The organism is Flagellimonas sp. (genome assembly GCF_965215805.1).
Classification (GTDB): domain Bacteria; phylum Bacteroidota; class Bacteroidia; order Flavobacteriales; family Flavobacteriaceae; genus Flagellimonas.
This window is the reverse complement of sequence record NZ_OZ244124.1, coordinates 430,727-446,247: the sequence shown is the minus strand read 5'-3', so window position 1 is coordinate 446,247 and position 15,521 is coordinate 430,727. Positions and strand designations below refer to the sequence as shown.

The following is a 15,521-nucleotide window of genomic DNA, read 5'->3' as shown; positions in this document are numbered from 1 at the left end:
AAGGAAGGTTTAATCACAAACTAAACTCGCTTAATTCAAAGCATAAATGAGCGAACTACAAACTAAAACGCAATCTTGCAAAAAGGTATCTTCCGCTGTAGCCAAATTGGGAGGTTCTTCTGGAGTACACAAATTGATCTCCAGAGGTGCCACCTTCCCTGTTTTCATCAGGATATACATCCAAAAGATTATTGGCTCCCACGGTAAGGGATAAATTATCAGTAAAGGTTTTGGTCACGGTAAGGTCTGTTACCAATTTACCGCCATAAACGGCATCATCGCTCACAGGTGTGCCGTCCACACGGGCATCTCCATTAAAATCGTCGGGATCGGTCACTTCTCCAAAAAAGACGTTTCGTAGCATGAAATCCCAAGAGTTCCAGGTCACCAAATTGGTAAGGTTCAGCTTGGTCCTAGGCTGCGCCAAGGTCAAAAAGGCTTCTTCCTGGCCATCAAAGAACGACCCACTCAATCCAGCATTTGCGATAAGCTCTGGCACAAAAATGTCTTCTACCTCTGTTTTATTGAAGGTGGCCGCAAAATCGTTTTTAACAATGGCATCTCCCCAATTGGTTTTGTGCGACAGTACAATATCAACCCCAGAAGATTTCGTGTCAATGGCATTGACAAAGAAACGGGCACTGGTAGCACCTGCAGCTTCAAAAATATTGGTCAGCTCGGGATCTCCACCGTTTCCAAAACTTCCCGAATACACAATTCGGTCGTCAATATTGATTAGGTAACCGTCAATGGTGATGGTAAAATCCCCAAATTTTCCGGTAAGTCCAGCACTAAAACTGTTGGAAGTTTCTTCCTTCAACTTGTCAATTCCAATAAGGGAAGCGGCCCTACTGTCATTGGTAAAAGTGCCCTGTTCAAACGGAACATTATCCACAAAAACCGTACTGGTTCGGCTAAAGAACTGCTGGTGCAGGGAAGGTGCCCTAAACCCAGAACTGGATGCACCTCTTATAGAAAAGTTGTCCGATAGCTTAATTCTCGTGGCCAACTTATAATTGAAAGTACTTCCAAAATCTGAATAGTTCTCATATCTACCCGCCAAGCTTAACAACCAGTTTTCGGTAAAGTCGGCTTCAAAATCGGCGTATAGGGAAATGTTATTCCTGAATTTTTCCGTGGCATTTCCAGGATCATATCCTCTAAATACCTGTGCTCCACCACCCAGGGGTGCGCCCGTAAAGTTGTTGCGAACCAGCATGTCATCTGGAGTAACACTGTTTACTGGATTTCCATTGATGTCATAGCTGGTATAGGAGGATTCCTCACCCGCAATAATCTCATACTTCTCCACTTTGTATTCAGCTCCAAAGGCTGCGTTGAATCCCTCAAAAATATCATCGTAAAAACGGTTGAAATCCAAATTGGTGGTGTTTTGGCTAAAGCCAAGACCACCGGCATCAAAGGTTCTCGGAGTTGCAACACCCAAGGTTCCATTACTGGAGTTACCTACGGTAATGTCAAAGGTGTTTTTTCCATAAGTATTGGAAAAGTCCACATCCCATTCGTTGATTTTCCCTTTAATTCCGATAGCTAAGGACTGGTCCAAAATGTCCGTTCCAATGTTTGGCAGAAATCCATTGGGGAATGCGGGGGTATTGGCACGACCATCGCCTTGTGCTGGTCTTCTGTAAAAACCAGAGGCCAAACCCTGTCGGTAGCTAATGCCTCCAAAACCGTAAATCTCGGTGTTGTCGGACACTGGGATGGAGAGATTGGCAAAAAACTTGCCTTCCCTGAGTCTTGAGGTACCCACTTTAAATCTAAAATCCTTTCGTGTAAGTCCACGGGCGGCCAGTTCATCCTCGTCCGCATCAAAACCGAGCAAATCCCTAAAAGTGGCAATATCCGTTTCATCATTAAGATTAAGTCCTGCAATTTGATCTTTGATGCCCTGATCCAAATAACCAATTCCTTGGGCCGCATTGGCGTAATCCTGCAAGGTCATATCGGCTACGGTACCACCACCAGCAGCAAAAACACGTTCAGCTCCGTGGAATCCACTAAAAATGTCCCCAGCGTAATCCTTATTTCTCAAGGCTGGTTCCCGAGTGGAAAGTGATCCTGTAAAATTGATATAGCCTCTGTCACCTATGGGTAGGCCATAGTTGGCATCCAATTGGAACTTTTCCCCATCACTACCGCCTTCAAATTGGTTGCTGTTTTCACTGAAATTGGCTCCAGTGGTCAGCGAAAGGTCCAATTTTCCTGTCGCTTTTTTCAATACAATATTAATGACCCCGGCAATGGCATCGGAGCCGTATTGGGCAGCGGCTCCATCCCTAAGTACTTCAATGCGCTGAATGGCGGCAGCGGGAATAGCATTCATATCTGTTCCTACACTACCTGCTCCAACCGTACCATTTACATTGATCAGGGCTGTGGTATGTCTTCTTTTTCCATTGATCAACACCAATACCTGATCAGGTCCTAATCCCCTTAAAGATGCTGGATCAATATGATCGGTGCCATCTGAAACGGTTTGGGATTGGGAAGTAAAGGACGGGGCGACATAATTCAAAATCTGGTTAACGCTTACCTGTGGCCCTTGATTGGCAATTGTGCTTACATCAATAACATCAACAGGTACTGTGGTCTCGGTTGCTGTCCTATTCGGATTTCTGGAACCTACCACTACCACATCTTCCAAACGTGCAGCGTCTTCCTCGAGCACTATTGCAACATTGGATTGCCCGTTAACGGCAACTTCTGTTGTTTTAAAACCGAGATAGGAGATGACAAGGGTTGCATTGGCATCGGCCAATTCCAAGGTAAAATTCCCATCAAAATCGGCCTGGGTGCCATTTGTAGTGCCCTTCACCAAAATGTTTGCACCTGCTAATGGGCTGCCCTGGGAATCGGTTACGGAACCTGTAAGTTCATGCTGTTCCAGGGGCATGCCTGTAGCACCAATTTCCATTTTTTTGAGAACGATTTGACTTCCATTGATAGTGTAGGAGAGTCCCTCTTTGGAGGTCAATCGGTTGAGTACGGGAAATACGTTTTCATCCTCTGCTCTAAGGGAGGTTTTTTTGTTGTCGTTGATGTCATTCACATTATAAAAGAACTTGTAACCTGATTGTTCTTTTATTTCCTTGAGAATTTCCTTCAAAGGCGTGTTTTCAAATTGAAAACGCATTTTCTTCTGCGAATACATATCATTCGCAGCGAGCTGACAAATCACGAAGAAACTGAGTAAAACACTTAACTTCATCTTTAGTGTCATTTTGTTGCTGGTCACCAAGAAATTGGGTGACTTGAAAACCATGCTTTTTTTCATAATTTTGAATGTTTGATTGTTAATAATCTGAGTTAGCGATCGAATTTTTGGGAAGGTGCTGCAACACCTTCCTTTTTTATTTGGATATAGTGATTACATTATTTTCAATTGTATAGGTAAATGGAGTACTTGATGCAATGGTGCCCAGAATGCTGTTGATGGACTCATTCTCAAATTCTCCATTGAATATCTCGCCCTCCAAATGCGTAGCATTGTTAATGATGGAAACATTATGGGAGCGTTCCAGTTTGTCCAGTATTTGGGCAAAACTGAGGTTGTCTATGATCAATAGGTTTTCCATCCACCCGGTGTAAATTCTAGTATCTACCTTGTTTTTGGTGATGGAACCATTTTCCTTTACGAATGAAGCTTGGTAACTAGGCGATAGCAAAACCTTGGTATCAGGATTGGAATTTTCATAAACACTTACGGAACCTTCAACCAAGGTTGTAGCTATTTCTCCATCCGATTTATAAGCGGAAACATTGAATTGGGTTCCCAATACTTCAATGTCCAAATTCTCAGCGTTGACAATAAAGGGACGTTCCTTATCCTTGGCCACATCAAAATAGGCTTCCCCGTTGAGGTAAACCACCCTGTTTTGGGTAGAAGTGTTCAAGAATTGTGGAAACCTAAGACTGGTCCCTGCATTGAGCCATACTTTGGTGCCATCAGATAAAGTGAGCTTAAAGGTTTGGCCGTAAGGGACGTATATTTCATTGAATACCAAATTGGAGCTACCGCTTTCAGAGGTGTTGCTGAAATCCAATCCTTTATCCTGTTTTTGGGCGATGGTCCTACCATTTTTATCCAACAGTTGGGCGCTACCGTCTTGGGTAATGACTTGTTGACTTCCATCTGCCAAAGTGATGGTTATTTGCTCTTGTGCATCCGAATCTTGTTGCTCTGTCTGGACAATGGTAGCTTCTGTTGGTTCACCTACAAACTGGGTGAGCAATATACCAACGGTTAAAACCCCAATGACAATAGCAGCATATTTCAACATCCTATTGACGGCTATTTTTTTCGATTTTCTTTCATCAATGGAAGCTAGAAACAATTGGAAGGCTTCGCTTTCATCAAAATGGTGGTACAGATTATTTTCTGACCTTTTTTTGATTTCACTTTTAAAGACCTGTAGGTTGTCATTGTTTGCCAAAACCCATTTTTTGAGTTGCTTTCGCTCACTTTTGGAAATGGTACGGTTCAGAAACTTCTCAATTAATTCTTGCATTTTTGATAATCTTTCAACCTAAAGATGCCGATTTAGCAAAAAACCCCTACGTTTTTTATAAATTTTTTACTTTAGCCCATATTTTTTAAAATGAATGAAAAACTACTCATAGCAAAATTGAAGCAAGGCGATGTGTCTGCCTATGAGTATTTGTTCAAGGAATATTACGATTGGTTGTGCAACTATATCTTTCAACTGAGCGGCAATAGAATCCTTTCCAAGGACTTGGTTCAAGAGGTGATTTTGAAGTTTTGGGAAAAGCGGGATCAAATTGTCATCAAGGGTTCATTAAAAGGCTATTTGTTCCGTTCGTGCCACAACCAGTTCCTAATGCACGTACGCAAGGAAAAAACCCGTCCTGACCTATTGGATAGGGTACGATGGGAGGTTATTTACAATGGCTATACCGAGCAAAAGGAAGAGGAAATGCCCATGCGTCCTGTTATGGAAAAATTGGAAGAGCTCATTGATAAATTGCCCCCAAAATGCAAGGAAATTTTTATCATGAACAAATTGGAGCGTCGTAAATACCGAGAAATTGCAGAGGATATGGGAATTTCAGTCAAAACAGTGGAAAACCAAATGTCCAAAGCCCTGCGAATCATTAGGGAGAATGCCTCCATGCTTATGCTCTAAGACAACTTCTTTTATGCAGGGGTAACCACCCCATCCTTTGATCTTCCCAACTTTATATTGACCAAAATCTCATGCAAGGTTTCTGTGGCCAAACCATGCAAAACCAATCTATAAGCGGCTGTGTATGTGGAGGTGGGAACCATGGGGTGCTTGTTGTTTACCAACCCCAAATGACCAGGGGTACCTAAAATTTGTGTGGTATAAATGGCGATGGTTTCATCCAGTTGCAAGGAATTGGAAGCTCTTACAAAATCGTTGGCGGTTAGAAATAATTGGTAAAATGGAGTAAACAATTCTATGGCCGACCTCAAATCAAGAATGTTGGTCCATCTGTTTGGAAATTGGATATGGTCAAATTGATCTTCAGAAACCATGTCCAAGTTTAGGGTTGACTGCTTTTCTATGGTTTGCTCTTTCTCCCTGAGTTCACTATTCAGTTTGATGACAAAGTTGTACAGGTTTAAATCATGGTTGAGAAATAGATCGTCTCTTACGTCTTTAAAATCATAGGGTTTTAGCGGACTGGTCTTTACTTGGGTTTCTGGAACATTTTTGGCGATAAACTCCAGAATTTCGCTCCCCGCATGAAAATGACGAAAGATCAGCAAATTGGCATCCGGGCTTACAAAATTCTTTAAGCCCCAGGCCAAAATACGGTGCAGCGCCTTGGAAGAATTGAAAAGCTTGGGCACAAAAAACTTAAGGATATGGATAAAAAACATCGAAATTTTGGACCATAGCTTGATAAACGGCAATAGATATCTTGTGGACCGGCTATTGTTGTCCCGCATCAGTGCTTGTTTGGTCTGATTGTTTATGGGGATACTACTGTCCAGGTACATGGCCAACCAAGGATTGGGGTCTCGGGTGTCATGGTTTTTGATGTCAAATTCCTTGTCCATAATGTCGCCTAATAATTTCCTAGCTCCTTAAGCTGCAAATGATACAGCAAGGCTGTTGTTTTGGCCGTTTTTGCTATTTGCCCCACTAGCTCCATGTTCATCAACGGGTGGTTCAAAGCTTCCTCCAATCTATGAAAATGATTCTCGTCCGCTACCCCATGATATGTTAAAAATGAGACTTGGTCATCTTCCAACTGCAGCTGATCCTGGATCAGATTACCCCAATATCCGGCCAATCGTTTGCCTATACCCTCAATAATGAACATGGCTCCCAACAGGTTGATGGGATTGGGTTTGCTGGCCATTTGAAACATATAGGAGGACAAGGCCATACTGCCAACATTTTTTTCACCATTTTGAATACTTTCCAAAGGTTCGCCCAGGGAAACAAAGTTCTTTTCAAGTAGCTGATAGTCTTTGTGCTCCGTTGCGGTATGCCGAATAAAAGCGGAACGCAGTTCAAAAAGTTCAATATCGATGTTGGAAGCTGCCCGCGAGATCCATTGTGAACCATCAATCACTTGCTGCCTCAAATCCATCAATAGGAGTTTATAGTTTTCCAAACTAAGGGTGCCTTGGTGAATCTGCTGTACAATGGGAATCTCTAGAAGCTTGTTTTCAAAATCTATCCAAATTTGGGTCAATTGTCGGACAAGCCATTCCGAGGTAGGGTTGCTATCCACAACCAGTTCCGGGGCTTCCACTTTTCTTATGGGATATTTATGGGGCTTTTCCTGATCGGAACCTACCACCTTGAGTTTCATAAAAGAAGTGATAAACTGCCCACTTTCCGGAACCATGCAAAGGATGGTATCGTTCTCTTTCAACTTTCCAGAATACATCAATTCCTCGAGCATAATAAAGATGGATGCTGCACCCGTGTTCCCTTTTGTGGTAAGATTACTAAACCATTTTTCCTCAGGAATATGTGCCCCGCCCTTTTCCAAAAGCTCCTTGATGGGTTTCTTAAAATACTGGGAAGAGTAATGGCAACACAACCAATCTATATCTTTAGTGCTCATTTTTCCTTCATCGATCAAGCTAAAATAATGGGATACCCCCACTGCAATTACCTTATCCAGTAGACGGGTGTTTTGTTTTAGATTGATGGCACCTTGGGCCGAAGCGGTTTCGTAATCGGGATAATCCAGCCAACCTTTTATAGATCCATTGTTTTTAGCTCCATCGCCTACGTACATGCACAAAGGATGTTCATGGGCATGCGATTTAATATCGATCCATTCAATTTTTAAGGAAAGACCCTTGGGATTGGGCTTGTTGGCCAAGACCATGGCACCAGCTCCGTCAGATAGCATCCACCGGAGAAATTCCGTGTCAAAAGGTAAGGAGGTATTGCCCTGCCCTTCAAAACGGGATGCTTTGAACAGTCTACTGGCAAATTCGCTACCAATACAAAGCGCATTGTTTTTCTCCTTGGCTTTTATTTGGGTAAAGGCGCTTTTAACGGCCATCATACCGCTGGCACATACACTTTGGAAATTGGCCAACTCGCATTCAGGGATTCCCAGCTCCGCATGGACCAAACTCGCAAACCCCGGAACCGGAAGGTCTCCTTGCGTGGTACCCACGGCAATCATTTCCAAATCTTTTGGCATGATACCGCTTTTTTTCAGGGCATTTTTGGATGCCTCCGCCGCTAATTCTGCATTGGAATGGGTGCTTTCTTGCTTTTTGTTAAGGGCATAGTATCTATTTTCAATACCGTTTTGTTCCAAAATCTTGGATTTGACCCTGCTGGATTTTCCGTTGATTCGCCCTAGATAATCTTCCATCTCATTATTGGAAATGGCCTTGTTGGGCAAAAAACAACCCAATGAATTGATATAAACCTCGTTCATACGCCTTTTAAATTATTGCGTTTTGACAAGATAGGGTTATTGACATATATAAAATCCCCAAAAATGTATTAAAGTATTCGTAATGTTTGCCAATGGTACGGAATACGCTCCATTAGGATTATTTTGCCTCTAGAGTAATACGAAACAAAAACTATGTTTGCCAAATACTTGGTTGGGTAGCATTAATATATGATGGAATCCTGAGCAATTTTGGGCAAGGAGTAATCACCAAAGTCTAGAATTGTTGAATTTTGATTTGGGTTCTTTTCGCTAGCTTGACTTGCTTTGGTTTGATATAAAAAGACCTTTTCCAATTTTTTAAAATCATTTAGGGAGGGGATAAAGGAACTTTCAAAATTTGAATGGGTTAGATTCATGGTCTTCAAATGTTCCAGTTGGGACAAACGCGCTATACCATTGCCAGATATGGATGTGTTATCCAATTTTAGGGTAGTCAAATTGGGTAGGGAGGTGAGCTTTTCAAAAATATCATCGGTTATTTGGGTTCCGCCAAGGTCCAAAACTACTATTTGTTGTTTTATGGGATGTAATATCTCAAAATCGTAATTACCAAAAGAAGGTTTATTGATACAGGAAACACTTAAAAAGTTGGAGGTATTGCTGATTTGCTGCACATGAATTCCGAATGCTTTGATGGTGGCGACTGAATCCGTATGGGCGGCCACAACAGTAGTGTCCGGATAAAAGTTGTCTTTTATTTGCGGGAAAAAAGAAAGAAACAGATCTTTTGATAATCCCAATTGTCCGATGGTTGTTTCGGAGGGGTTGCCATGGGATATCCAGGTCTTTACAATGGCTATTTCTTCCTTGCTCAACTGGGTTTTTTCTTTTGGGGGCATATGGTCTTCATCATCCATGGGCAATACAAGTCGACTGTATAAAGGACTTTCCCCTGGGGTATTGGGTACGATGATTTCCCCATTTTCCCCACCCCTTAGCAAGTCTTCCAAGGTATGGAGTTTAAGCCCACCTTTTGATTTCTTTGGACTGTGACAACTCACACATTTGTTGTTAATGATGGGGTGAACCACTTCTTCATAAAAAAGTGAAGTTTCCCAGCTTTCCTCGGTGAGGGCAATAGGTTTTTCTTCGAAGATTTCATAACCAAAAAAAGACTTTACACTGTTTGGAAATGGTTCAATCAGGTAGCCTTTGCCATGGGTAATGTCACCACCCAAGTGTCCTGTAAATGAAATCAACAGCAGCATCAAGACTGAAAAAAGCGCCATTGGAAATTGTTTCAGTAGCTGCAAAACCTGTTTTTCGACAATTCTGAAATACATCAAAAAGCAAAACAATGTTGTAACGATACCCAGCCATAAATGCCATTTTACCGTATCAAAGGCATATCCCTCGCTCCTGTATTGCAGATATCCAGTTACACAAGTCAGTAGCGCACAAATACCTGCCCAGAAAAAGATTAGGGCAAGCATCGATTTGTGGGCTTGTTTCTTGCGATCATACCATTGCAGCAAAAGCCCTAAAATGATAAAGCCAATGGGCAAATGGACCAATAGTGGGTGTAATCGACCTAAAAATTGCTTTAGTATATCCATGCAGGAAGGGGCTTATTCAATTTTCATCCTTTTTTTCAGGGTATTCATGATGAACACATTGGCTTTCCATTGATCTGCTACAGGAATTTGGGTATACGGAAGTGCGGGTAAGTAGGTAGGAGGGCCAAATTCTGAGGTAATGGTTACCACATCCTGTCCTTCTGACCAACATTTCCGTATGATTTGTTCCCAAATATCCAGATGTCTGTCCAAAGCTTTTTGCCACTCCGGTGCCTCCGGGTCGTTTACCTGTGGACCTTCTGCATGTCCCACCCTTGCATGGATGTGGTATGATCGGTCAACGATTTCCTCCAATTCCTTGCTTTGTCCCTCTAAAAGGGATTCATGAACCACCATCCAATGGCTTATGTCCAAAGTCAATTTCAAATCTGGGATGAGCCGGACATATTTTTTGGTGTCTGGAAGGTTGTAGCTGAATCGTCCGCGATGGGTCTCATGATAAATGGGAATGCCACTTTCTTCTGAAATTTTGTTCGCTACTTCTATAAAAGCCTTGTTCTGCTCTGTGGTAAAAAAATCGTTTCCCGTATGGCAATTGATCAAAACAGGTTTCCATTGGACCAGCACCTTGAGCTTTTCTTCAAATTGGGTCAAACTTTGTTTGAAGGGGACACTTTTGTTGGTACCATGCATCAAATTAAGTAGCAAATTGTGCTTTTTTAGTGCCGTTTTTAGCGCATTTTGACTTTCTGGATTTGAAGGCAACCAGACATCAATGCCGTCAAAACCAGATTTTTTGGCTCTATCGCAAAAAGCATCCCATGATAGCGTGTTTCCCCAATTGGTCTGAAAAAACAACAATTTTTGCTCCTGGGCATGCGAATGTCCCAAAAGAAGGATGAATAGTGCAATAAGAATGTTTTTCATAAATCTTTGAAGTTCCCTTATGATTTGGTTGGTTTAAGCTAAAACGTCTTTGATGACAACTCCTTCCACATCGGTCAATCTAAAATTCCTGCCTTGGAATTCGAAGGTGAACTCTTCATGATCAAAACCCAATAAATGTAAAATAGTGGCATGGACATCATGAACGGACACCTGCCCTTCAATTCCTAAAAATCCAATATCGTCGGTTTTACCGAAACATGCTCCTTTTTTTATGCCTCCACCTGCCATCCACATGGTAAAGGCATCCCCATGATGGTCCCTGCCCTTAAAACCCATTTCTTTGTTGCCCCTATTTTCCTGCATAGGTGTACGCCCAAACTCGCCACCCCAGACAACCAAAGTTTCATCAAGCAGTCCCCGTTGCTTTAGATCCAATAGCAAAGCTGTAATGGGGCGGTCTATTTCACGGCATTTATTTCGCAAGCCAAGGTCCACAGCAGTGCTGTGGTCGGTACCATGGCTGTCCCAGCCCCAATCAAACAATTGCACAAAACGAACACCGTCCTCCACCAGTTTTCTAGCTAAAAGGCAATTGTTGGCAAAAGATTCCTTGCCAGGTTCCACTCCGTACATTTCCTTGATATTCTCTGGCTCGTTTTCAATATTCATAACCTCAGGAACTGCAATTTGCATACGATAGGCCATTTCATATTGATTGATGCGTGCCAGAATTTCCGGGTCTGCATATTTGGTGTACTCTTCCTTGTTGATTTTGTTGATGGCATCTATGGTGCTTTTTTTCAAATCTCGGGAAAGTCCTTTGGGATCTTCAATATAGAGAACGGGGTCTCCTTCAGATCGGCACTGCACGCCTTGATATACCGAAGGCAAAAATCCACTTCCCCATACACTCTTGCCAGCATCTGGAGTATTTCCGCCTGAGGTCAAGACCACAAAGCCCGGTAAATTTTGATTTTCAGACCCTAAACCATAAGTGGCCCAGGCTCCAATACTAGGTCTTCCCAACCGGGGGCTTCCGGTATGCATAAACAATTGTGCAGGCCCATGGTTAAATTGATCCGTATGTACCGCTTTTAGAAAAGCCACTTCGTCAATTACCTTTTTAAAATGAGGTAAATAATTGGACAACCAATTTCCTGATTCACCTTCTTGTGAAAATTCGGCCTGTGGCCCCAGCAATCTTGGAGTTCCTTTGATGAACGCAAATTTTTTCCCTTGCAACAGCGATTCTGGACATTCTTGATTGTTCAAGGTATGGAGCACAGGTTTGTAATCGAACATTTCCAATTGGGAGGGGGAACCTGCCATGTGAAGATAAATAACGGACTTCACTTTGGGAGTATATGGAGGGGGTAGGGTAGCCAGCGGATTTAAATCCCGTTCCGAAAAAGTGACCTTTTGCTTTTCCGTCTTTGGCTGTAAAGGATCACAACCTAAAAAGATGGAACCTAGCGCCAACCCTCCAAGTCCGGTTGCGCATTCCTTAATAAAATGCCTTCGGGTTTTGGCTTGGGCATCCCGCATTAATTTCTCTCGAATAAGTCGCTCTATTGGATCCATGTCAGGCCTTGGTTAAAAATTCATCGAGGTTCATAATTGCATTGGCAACCACTGTTAAAGCAGCCAGTTCAGCCGTTGGGCTCTCATCAAAATGTAAAAATTGAAGTAAACCCTCCCTATCGTTTTCAAATTCTAACATTGATGTGTTATAGAGCTCCATCAGTGCTTCCAATTTTTCTGTGCTTATTTTCGATAATGTTGCCTTCTCATATCCAAGAGAAAGCTGTTCCCCAACCTCATCAAAAGTTTGCATGGCCTTTGCCAGATGGTATGAAGCTTCCAAATAAACAGGGTCGTTGAGCGTCACTAATGCCTGCAAGGGAGTATTAGTGACTGTTCTTCGGATGGTGCAAACTTCCCTACTGCCTGCATCAAAAGTGATAAACGAAGGATAGGGACTGGTTCTCTTCAAATAGGTGTATACGGCTCTCCTATAAAGATCGTCTTTCGTACTTTCCACCCACTTCTCCCCGCTATACACCGTTTGCCAAACACCTTCGGGTTGCGGAGGCATCACCCCTGGGCCATACATTTTACGACTCAATAAACCGGAAACGGCCAATGCCTGATCTCTAATTTGCTCGGCACTAAGGCGCTGCCTGGGGCCTCTGGCGTAGAGTTCATTTTCTGGATCTCGCTGATAGGTCGCTGGTGTCAATTCTGATTTTTGCCGATAGGTTCCGGATAAAACAATGTCCTTGACAAGGGACTTTATACTCCATTGGTGTTCGTTCATAAACCGCAAAGCCAACCAGTCCAACAGCTCTGGGTGAGATGGGAAATCGGATTGTGATCCTATGTCCTCGATGGTGGAAACAAGGCCTCGCCCAAAGATTTGGTGCCAAACCCGGTTTACCAAGGTTCTAGCAGTCAACGGATTCTTTTTGTCGACCAACCATTTGGATAAGCCCAATCGATCCTTGGGCCAGTTTTCATTCCACGAATTCAACGTTAAAGGTGTTGCGGGTTTCACCGTGTCTGTCTGAAGCAGCCAATTCCCGCGTTCAAAAACTTGGGTGGTCCGGGCCATATAGTCTGGACTTTCTGCTGTAATGGGCAGGGTTTGGGCTTCGAAGTTGATTGCTCGGTCAAAAGCATTTTGAATTTGGGAAAAGCCGGGTTGATCTCCTCCAGGAAGATCTGGCAAAAATCCAAGCCAATAGATATGCAAGGCGTTGGTAGTTTTGGGAACTTGGGGATTATTTACTTTGATGTGAATGTTGATCGGCTCGTCCACACTTTGGATAGGGATTCGCTGGGTTATGGGTTTCTTGGTCTTATTAAGGACGTATTGCGACAGGATTTCGCCTTCTTCGTTATCTTTTCGAATGGTGACAATGGTACCGTTGTAATTGGAATAATGATTAAGGTACAAAGATGTTGCACCGTGGGTCCACACATTCTCCAATCTGCAAGCGCCCTTGTCCCAGAGTACAGCGGACGCATGGTCGTCATAGGAACCATTCACAAAATCTTGCAATGCATGGGATTTATAGACTGGCTCTCCGTACCTTAAGAAGTTCTTGTAAACCTTGGCCGTATTTTGATCACCGTACTTGGAAACCCAAGCGTTCAATTGATCCACCGACTCCTGTTGCTCAGGGGAATAAAAACGTAAAACTGGGGCTTCGTCTGGAGTGTCCTCATCCCTGGTATTGTTGAAAAATGCCATGAGATGATAATAATCCTTTTGCTTAAAGGGGTCATAGGGGTGCCCGTGGCATTGCACACAACCCATGGTGGTGCTCTGCCAGACATCAAATGTGGTATTTACCCTGTCTATGACTGCAGCAACCCGAAATTCCTCATCATCCGTTCCCCCTTCGTCATTGTTCATGGTGTTTCGATGGAAGGCCGTGGCAATCAGTTGATCCATGGATGGGTTGGGCAACAGATCCCCTGCCAATTGCTCTATGGTAAACTGATCATAGGGCATATCGTTGTTCAATGCCTTGATAACCCAATCCCTGTATTGCCACATGCTTCTTCCCAGATCTTTTTCATACCCCTTTGTATCCGCATAACGGGCCATGTCCAGCCACCAACTGGCCCATTTTTCACCATAGGAAGATTGTGCCAAAAGACTGTCCACCATTGCTTCATAAGACCAACTCCCCGAATCAAATTTTTGCAATTGGGAAGGGTTGGGCGGCAATCCCGTAATGTCCAAGGCCACTCTTCGCGCGAGTATGTGCTTAGCTGCTGGAGGACTTGGGTCAATTTCTTCTTTGTTTAATCGCCGGAGAATGAACTGATCTATACCATTTTTGGTGAAGGATTTATTTTCACTGGAAAATCCAGCTTCCTCGGTAATTTTTGGAACTTCAACTTTTTCAGGAAGGGTATAGGCCCAATGTTCCCCCCACTTGGCACCTTGGTTCACCCATCGGGTCAATAAATCGATTTCTTCGTCGGAGAGTTGGGGTTTTTCGTAGGGCATTCGAAGTTCGGGGTCTTCTTCTTTCAAACGCTTTATGAACTCACTTCCAGCAGCATTTCCTGGAATAATAGCGGGTTTACCCGACTCCGTGTTTGCAAAGGCTTCTTCTTCAAACAAGAGACTGAACCCAGCATTTTTTTTGACACCGCCATGACAGGTAATGCAGTGTTTATTGAGGATGGGCTTTATTTGGGCACTGAAATTGACTTCTTCTGAAGGTTTGACCAAATTCCAAATTAAAACCAATGAAAACAACCCCAATGCTACCACTATGCCGGATGTTACTTTCTTGCCCATTTTTATGTTCGGAATACGTTAAACGCTGTGAATCATAAATATAGGAAATTTGGAAAGTGGTCTAGCTAATCTTCGCCGAACGACTTTTGAACGATGCTGAACATAGATATCGAGATGAAATTCATCAAATTATGCCCAGCTTGACGGATATTTTATTGCCAATGAGGATTATTTTCCGCAGTTGCCCGAATTGAACCTTTTGAAATAGGCCACCAATTTCAATTTGGCATACTCGGGTGGGTCAAATTTCCCCTTTTTGTTCAAGCAACGGGCTTCTTCAGAAAGCTGCCCGTGATAATAATTGTTTTGCTCTACCCGATCTGGCCCCAGATAATCAGGATGGCGCTTCCATAAAAACTTTTTGAACAACAATTGAACAATCTTTCCACGCTGATCCCGAATAAAGAACTTTTCAATATTGTCCAATCTTGTTCTGTACAAGGGTACTTCCCCATCCACCAATAGCTCTAAATACAATCTTTTTTTCTCTAAGGTAAATTCACGGTGACGATCAACCCGCTCCAGCATCAACAGATTGTTATTTCCGTTATCTATCTCTACCTCCTGAATAAGAAGTTCCTTTTTCCCTTTGAGGACGATTTTCTCCACCTCCCACGCAGGGATGTTCTGGAATTTCCCGCGGGCAGCGGTGGAAAACGAAACGACACTAACGGGTTTGGACGCGATTACATTTTTAACGAAGCCTTCCAGTTGTTCTCCATCAGATTTGGTGACAACGGCTTTTACGGCCCCTAATTGCGCATTTGCAGAAAAGGACATAAATAGGGCAAGCAAGACTAGTCTCATAAGGTTTTGGGTTGATTGTTTAACAATGAAGTTGAGGTGGA

The 15,521-nt window shown here is 43.0% G+C and carries 10 protein-coding genes; 1 reads left to right on the top strand and 9 read right to left on the bottom strand.

All coding sequences use genetic code 11. The features are described from left to right. Positions 1-55 precede the first annotated feature (55 nt). Positions 56-3,298, bottom strand: a complete 3,243-nt coding sequence (locus ACOOE0_RS01970) for a TonB-dependent receptor domain-containing protein (protein WP_420400798.1) — start codon at positions 3,296-3,298, stop codon at positions 56-58. 76 nt (positions 3,299-3,374) lie between these two features. Then, positions 3,375-4,532 (bottom strand): FecR family protein, encoded by a 1,158-nt coding sequence (locus tag ACOOE0_RS01965; RefSeq protein ID WP_420400797.1) that lies wholly within the window; start codon positions 4,530-4,532, stop codon positions 3,375-3,377. A gap of 90 nt (positions 4,533-4,622) precedes the next feature. Between ACOOE0_RS01965 and ACOOE0_RS01960 the strand changes: the two genes are divergently transcribed. Continuing rightward, complete coding sequence (locus ACOOE0_RS01960) at positions 4,623-5,168, top strand: RNA polymerase sigma factor (RefSeq protein ID WP_420400796.1); 546 nt, start codon at positions 4,623-4,625, stop codon at positions 5,166-5,168. Positions 5,169-5,179: 11 nt separating this feature from the next. On the opposite strand, the gene ACOOE0_RS01955 is transcribed toward ACOOE0_RS01960, so the two are convergent. The 7 genes from ACOOE0_RS01955 to ACOOE0_RS01925 all read right to left on the bottom strand — a co-directional run bounded on the left by ACOOE0_RS01955 (position 5,180) and on the right by ACOOE0_RS01925 (position 15,480). After that, complete coding sequence (locus ACOOE0_RS01955) at positions 5,180-6,070, bottom strand: DUF6999 family protein (protein WP_420400795.1); 891 nt, start codon at positions 6,068-6,070, stop codon at positions 5,180-5,182. Between the two features lie 8 nt (positions 6,071-6,078). Further along, positions 6,079-7,929, bottom strand: coding sequence for a 3-oxoacyl-[acyl-carrier-protein] synthase III C-terminal domain-containing protein (locus ACOOE0_RS01950; protein ID WP_420400794.1), 1,851 nt, complete (start codon positions 7,927-7,929; stop codon positions 6,079-6,081). Positions 7,930-8,111: 182 nt separating this feature from the next. Further along, positions 8,112-9,506, bottom strand: a complete 1,395-nt coding sequence (locus ACOOE0_RS01945; protein ID WP_420400793.1) for a c-type cytochrome domain-containing protein — start codon at positions 9,504-9,506, stop codon at positions 8,112-8,114. A 12-nt stretch (positions 9,507-9,518) separates the two neighbouring features. Then, entirely contained in the window at positions 9,519-10,394 is an 876-nt protein-coding gene (locus ACOOE0_RS01940) for a sugar phosphate isomerase/epimerase family protein (RefSeq protein WP_420400792.1), read from the bottom strand. A 33-nt stretch (positions 10,395-10,427) separates the two neighbouring features. Then, positions 10,428-11,936 carry a DUF1501 domain-containing protein gene (locus ACOOE0_RS01935; RefSeq protein ID WP_420400791.1) on the bottom strand — a complete coding sequence of 503 codons (1,509 nt, stop codon included), beginning with the start codon at positions 11,934-11,936 and terminating at the stop codon, positions 10,428-10,430. A 1-nt stretch (position 11,937) separates the two neighbouring features. Continuing rightward, positions 11,938-14,673, bottom strand: a complete 2,736-nt coding sequence (locus tag ACOOE0_RS01930) for a PSD1 and planctomycete cytochrome C domain-containing protein (RefSeq protein WP_420400790.1) — start codon at positions 14,671-14,673, stop codon at positions 11,938-11,940. 168 nt (positions 14,674-14,841) lie between these two features. Then, entirely contained in the window at positions 14,842-15,480 is a 639-nt protein-coding gene (locus ACOOE0_RS01925) for a hypothetical protein (RefSeq protein WP_420400789.1), read from the bottom strand. Positions 15,481-15,521 lie beyond the last annotated feature (41 nt).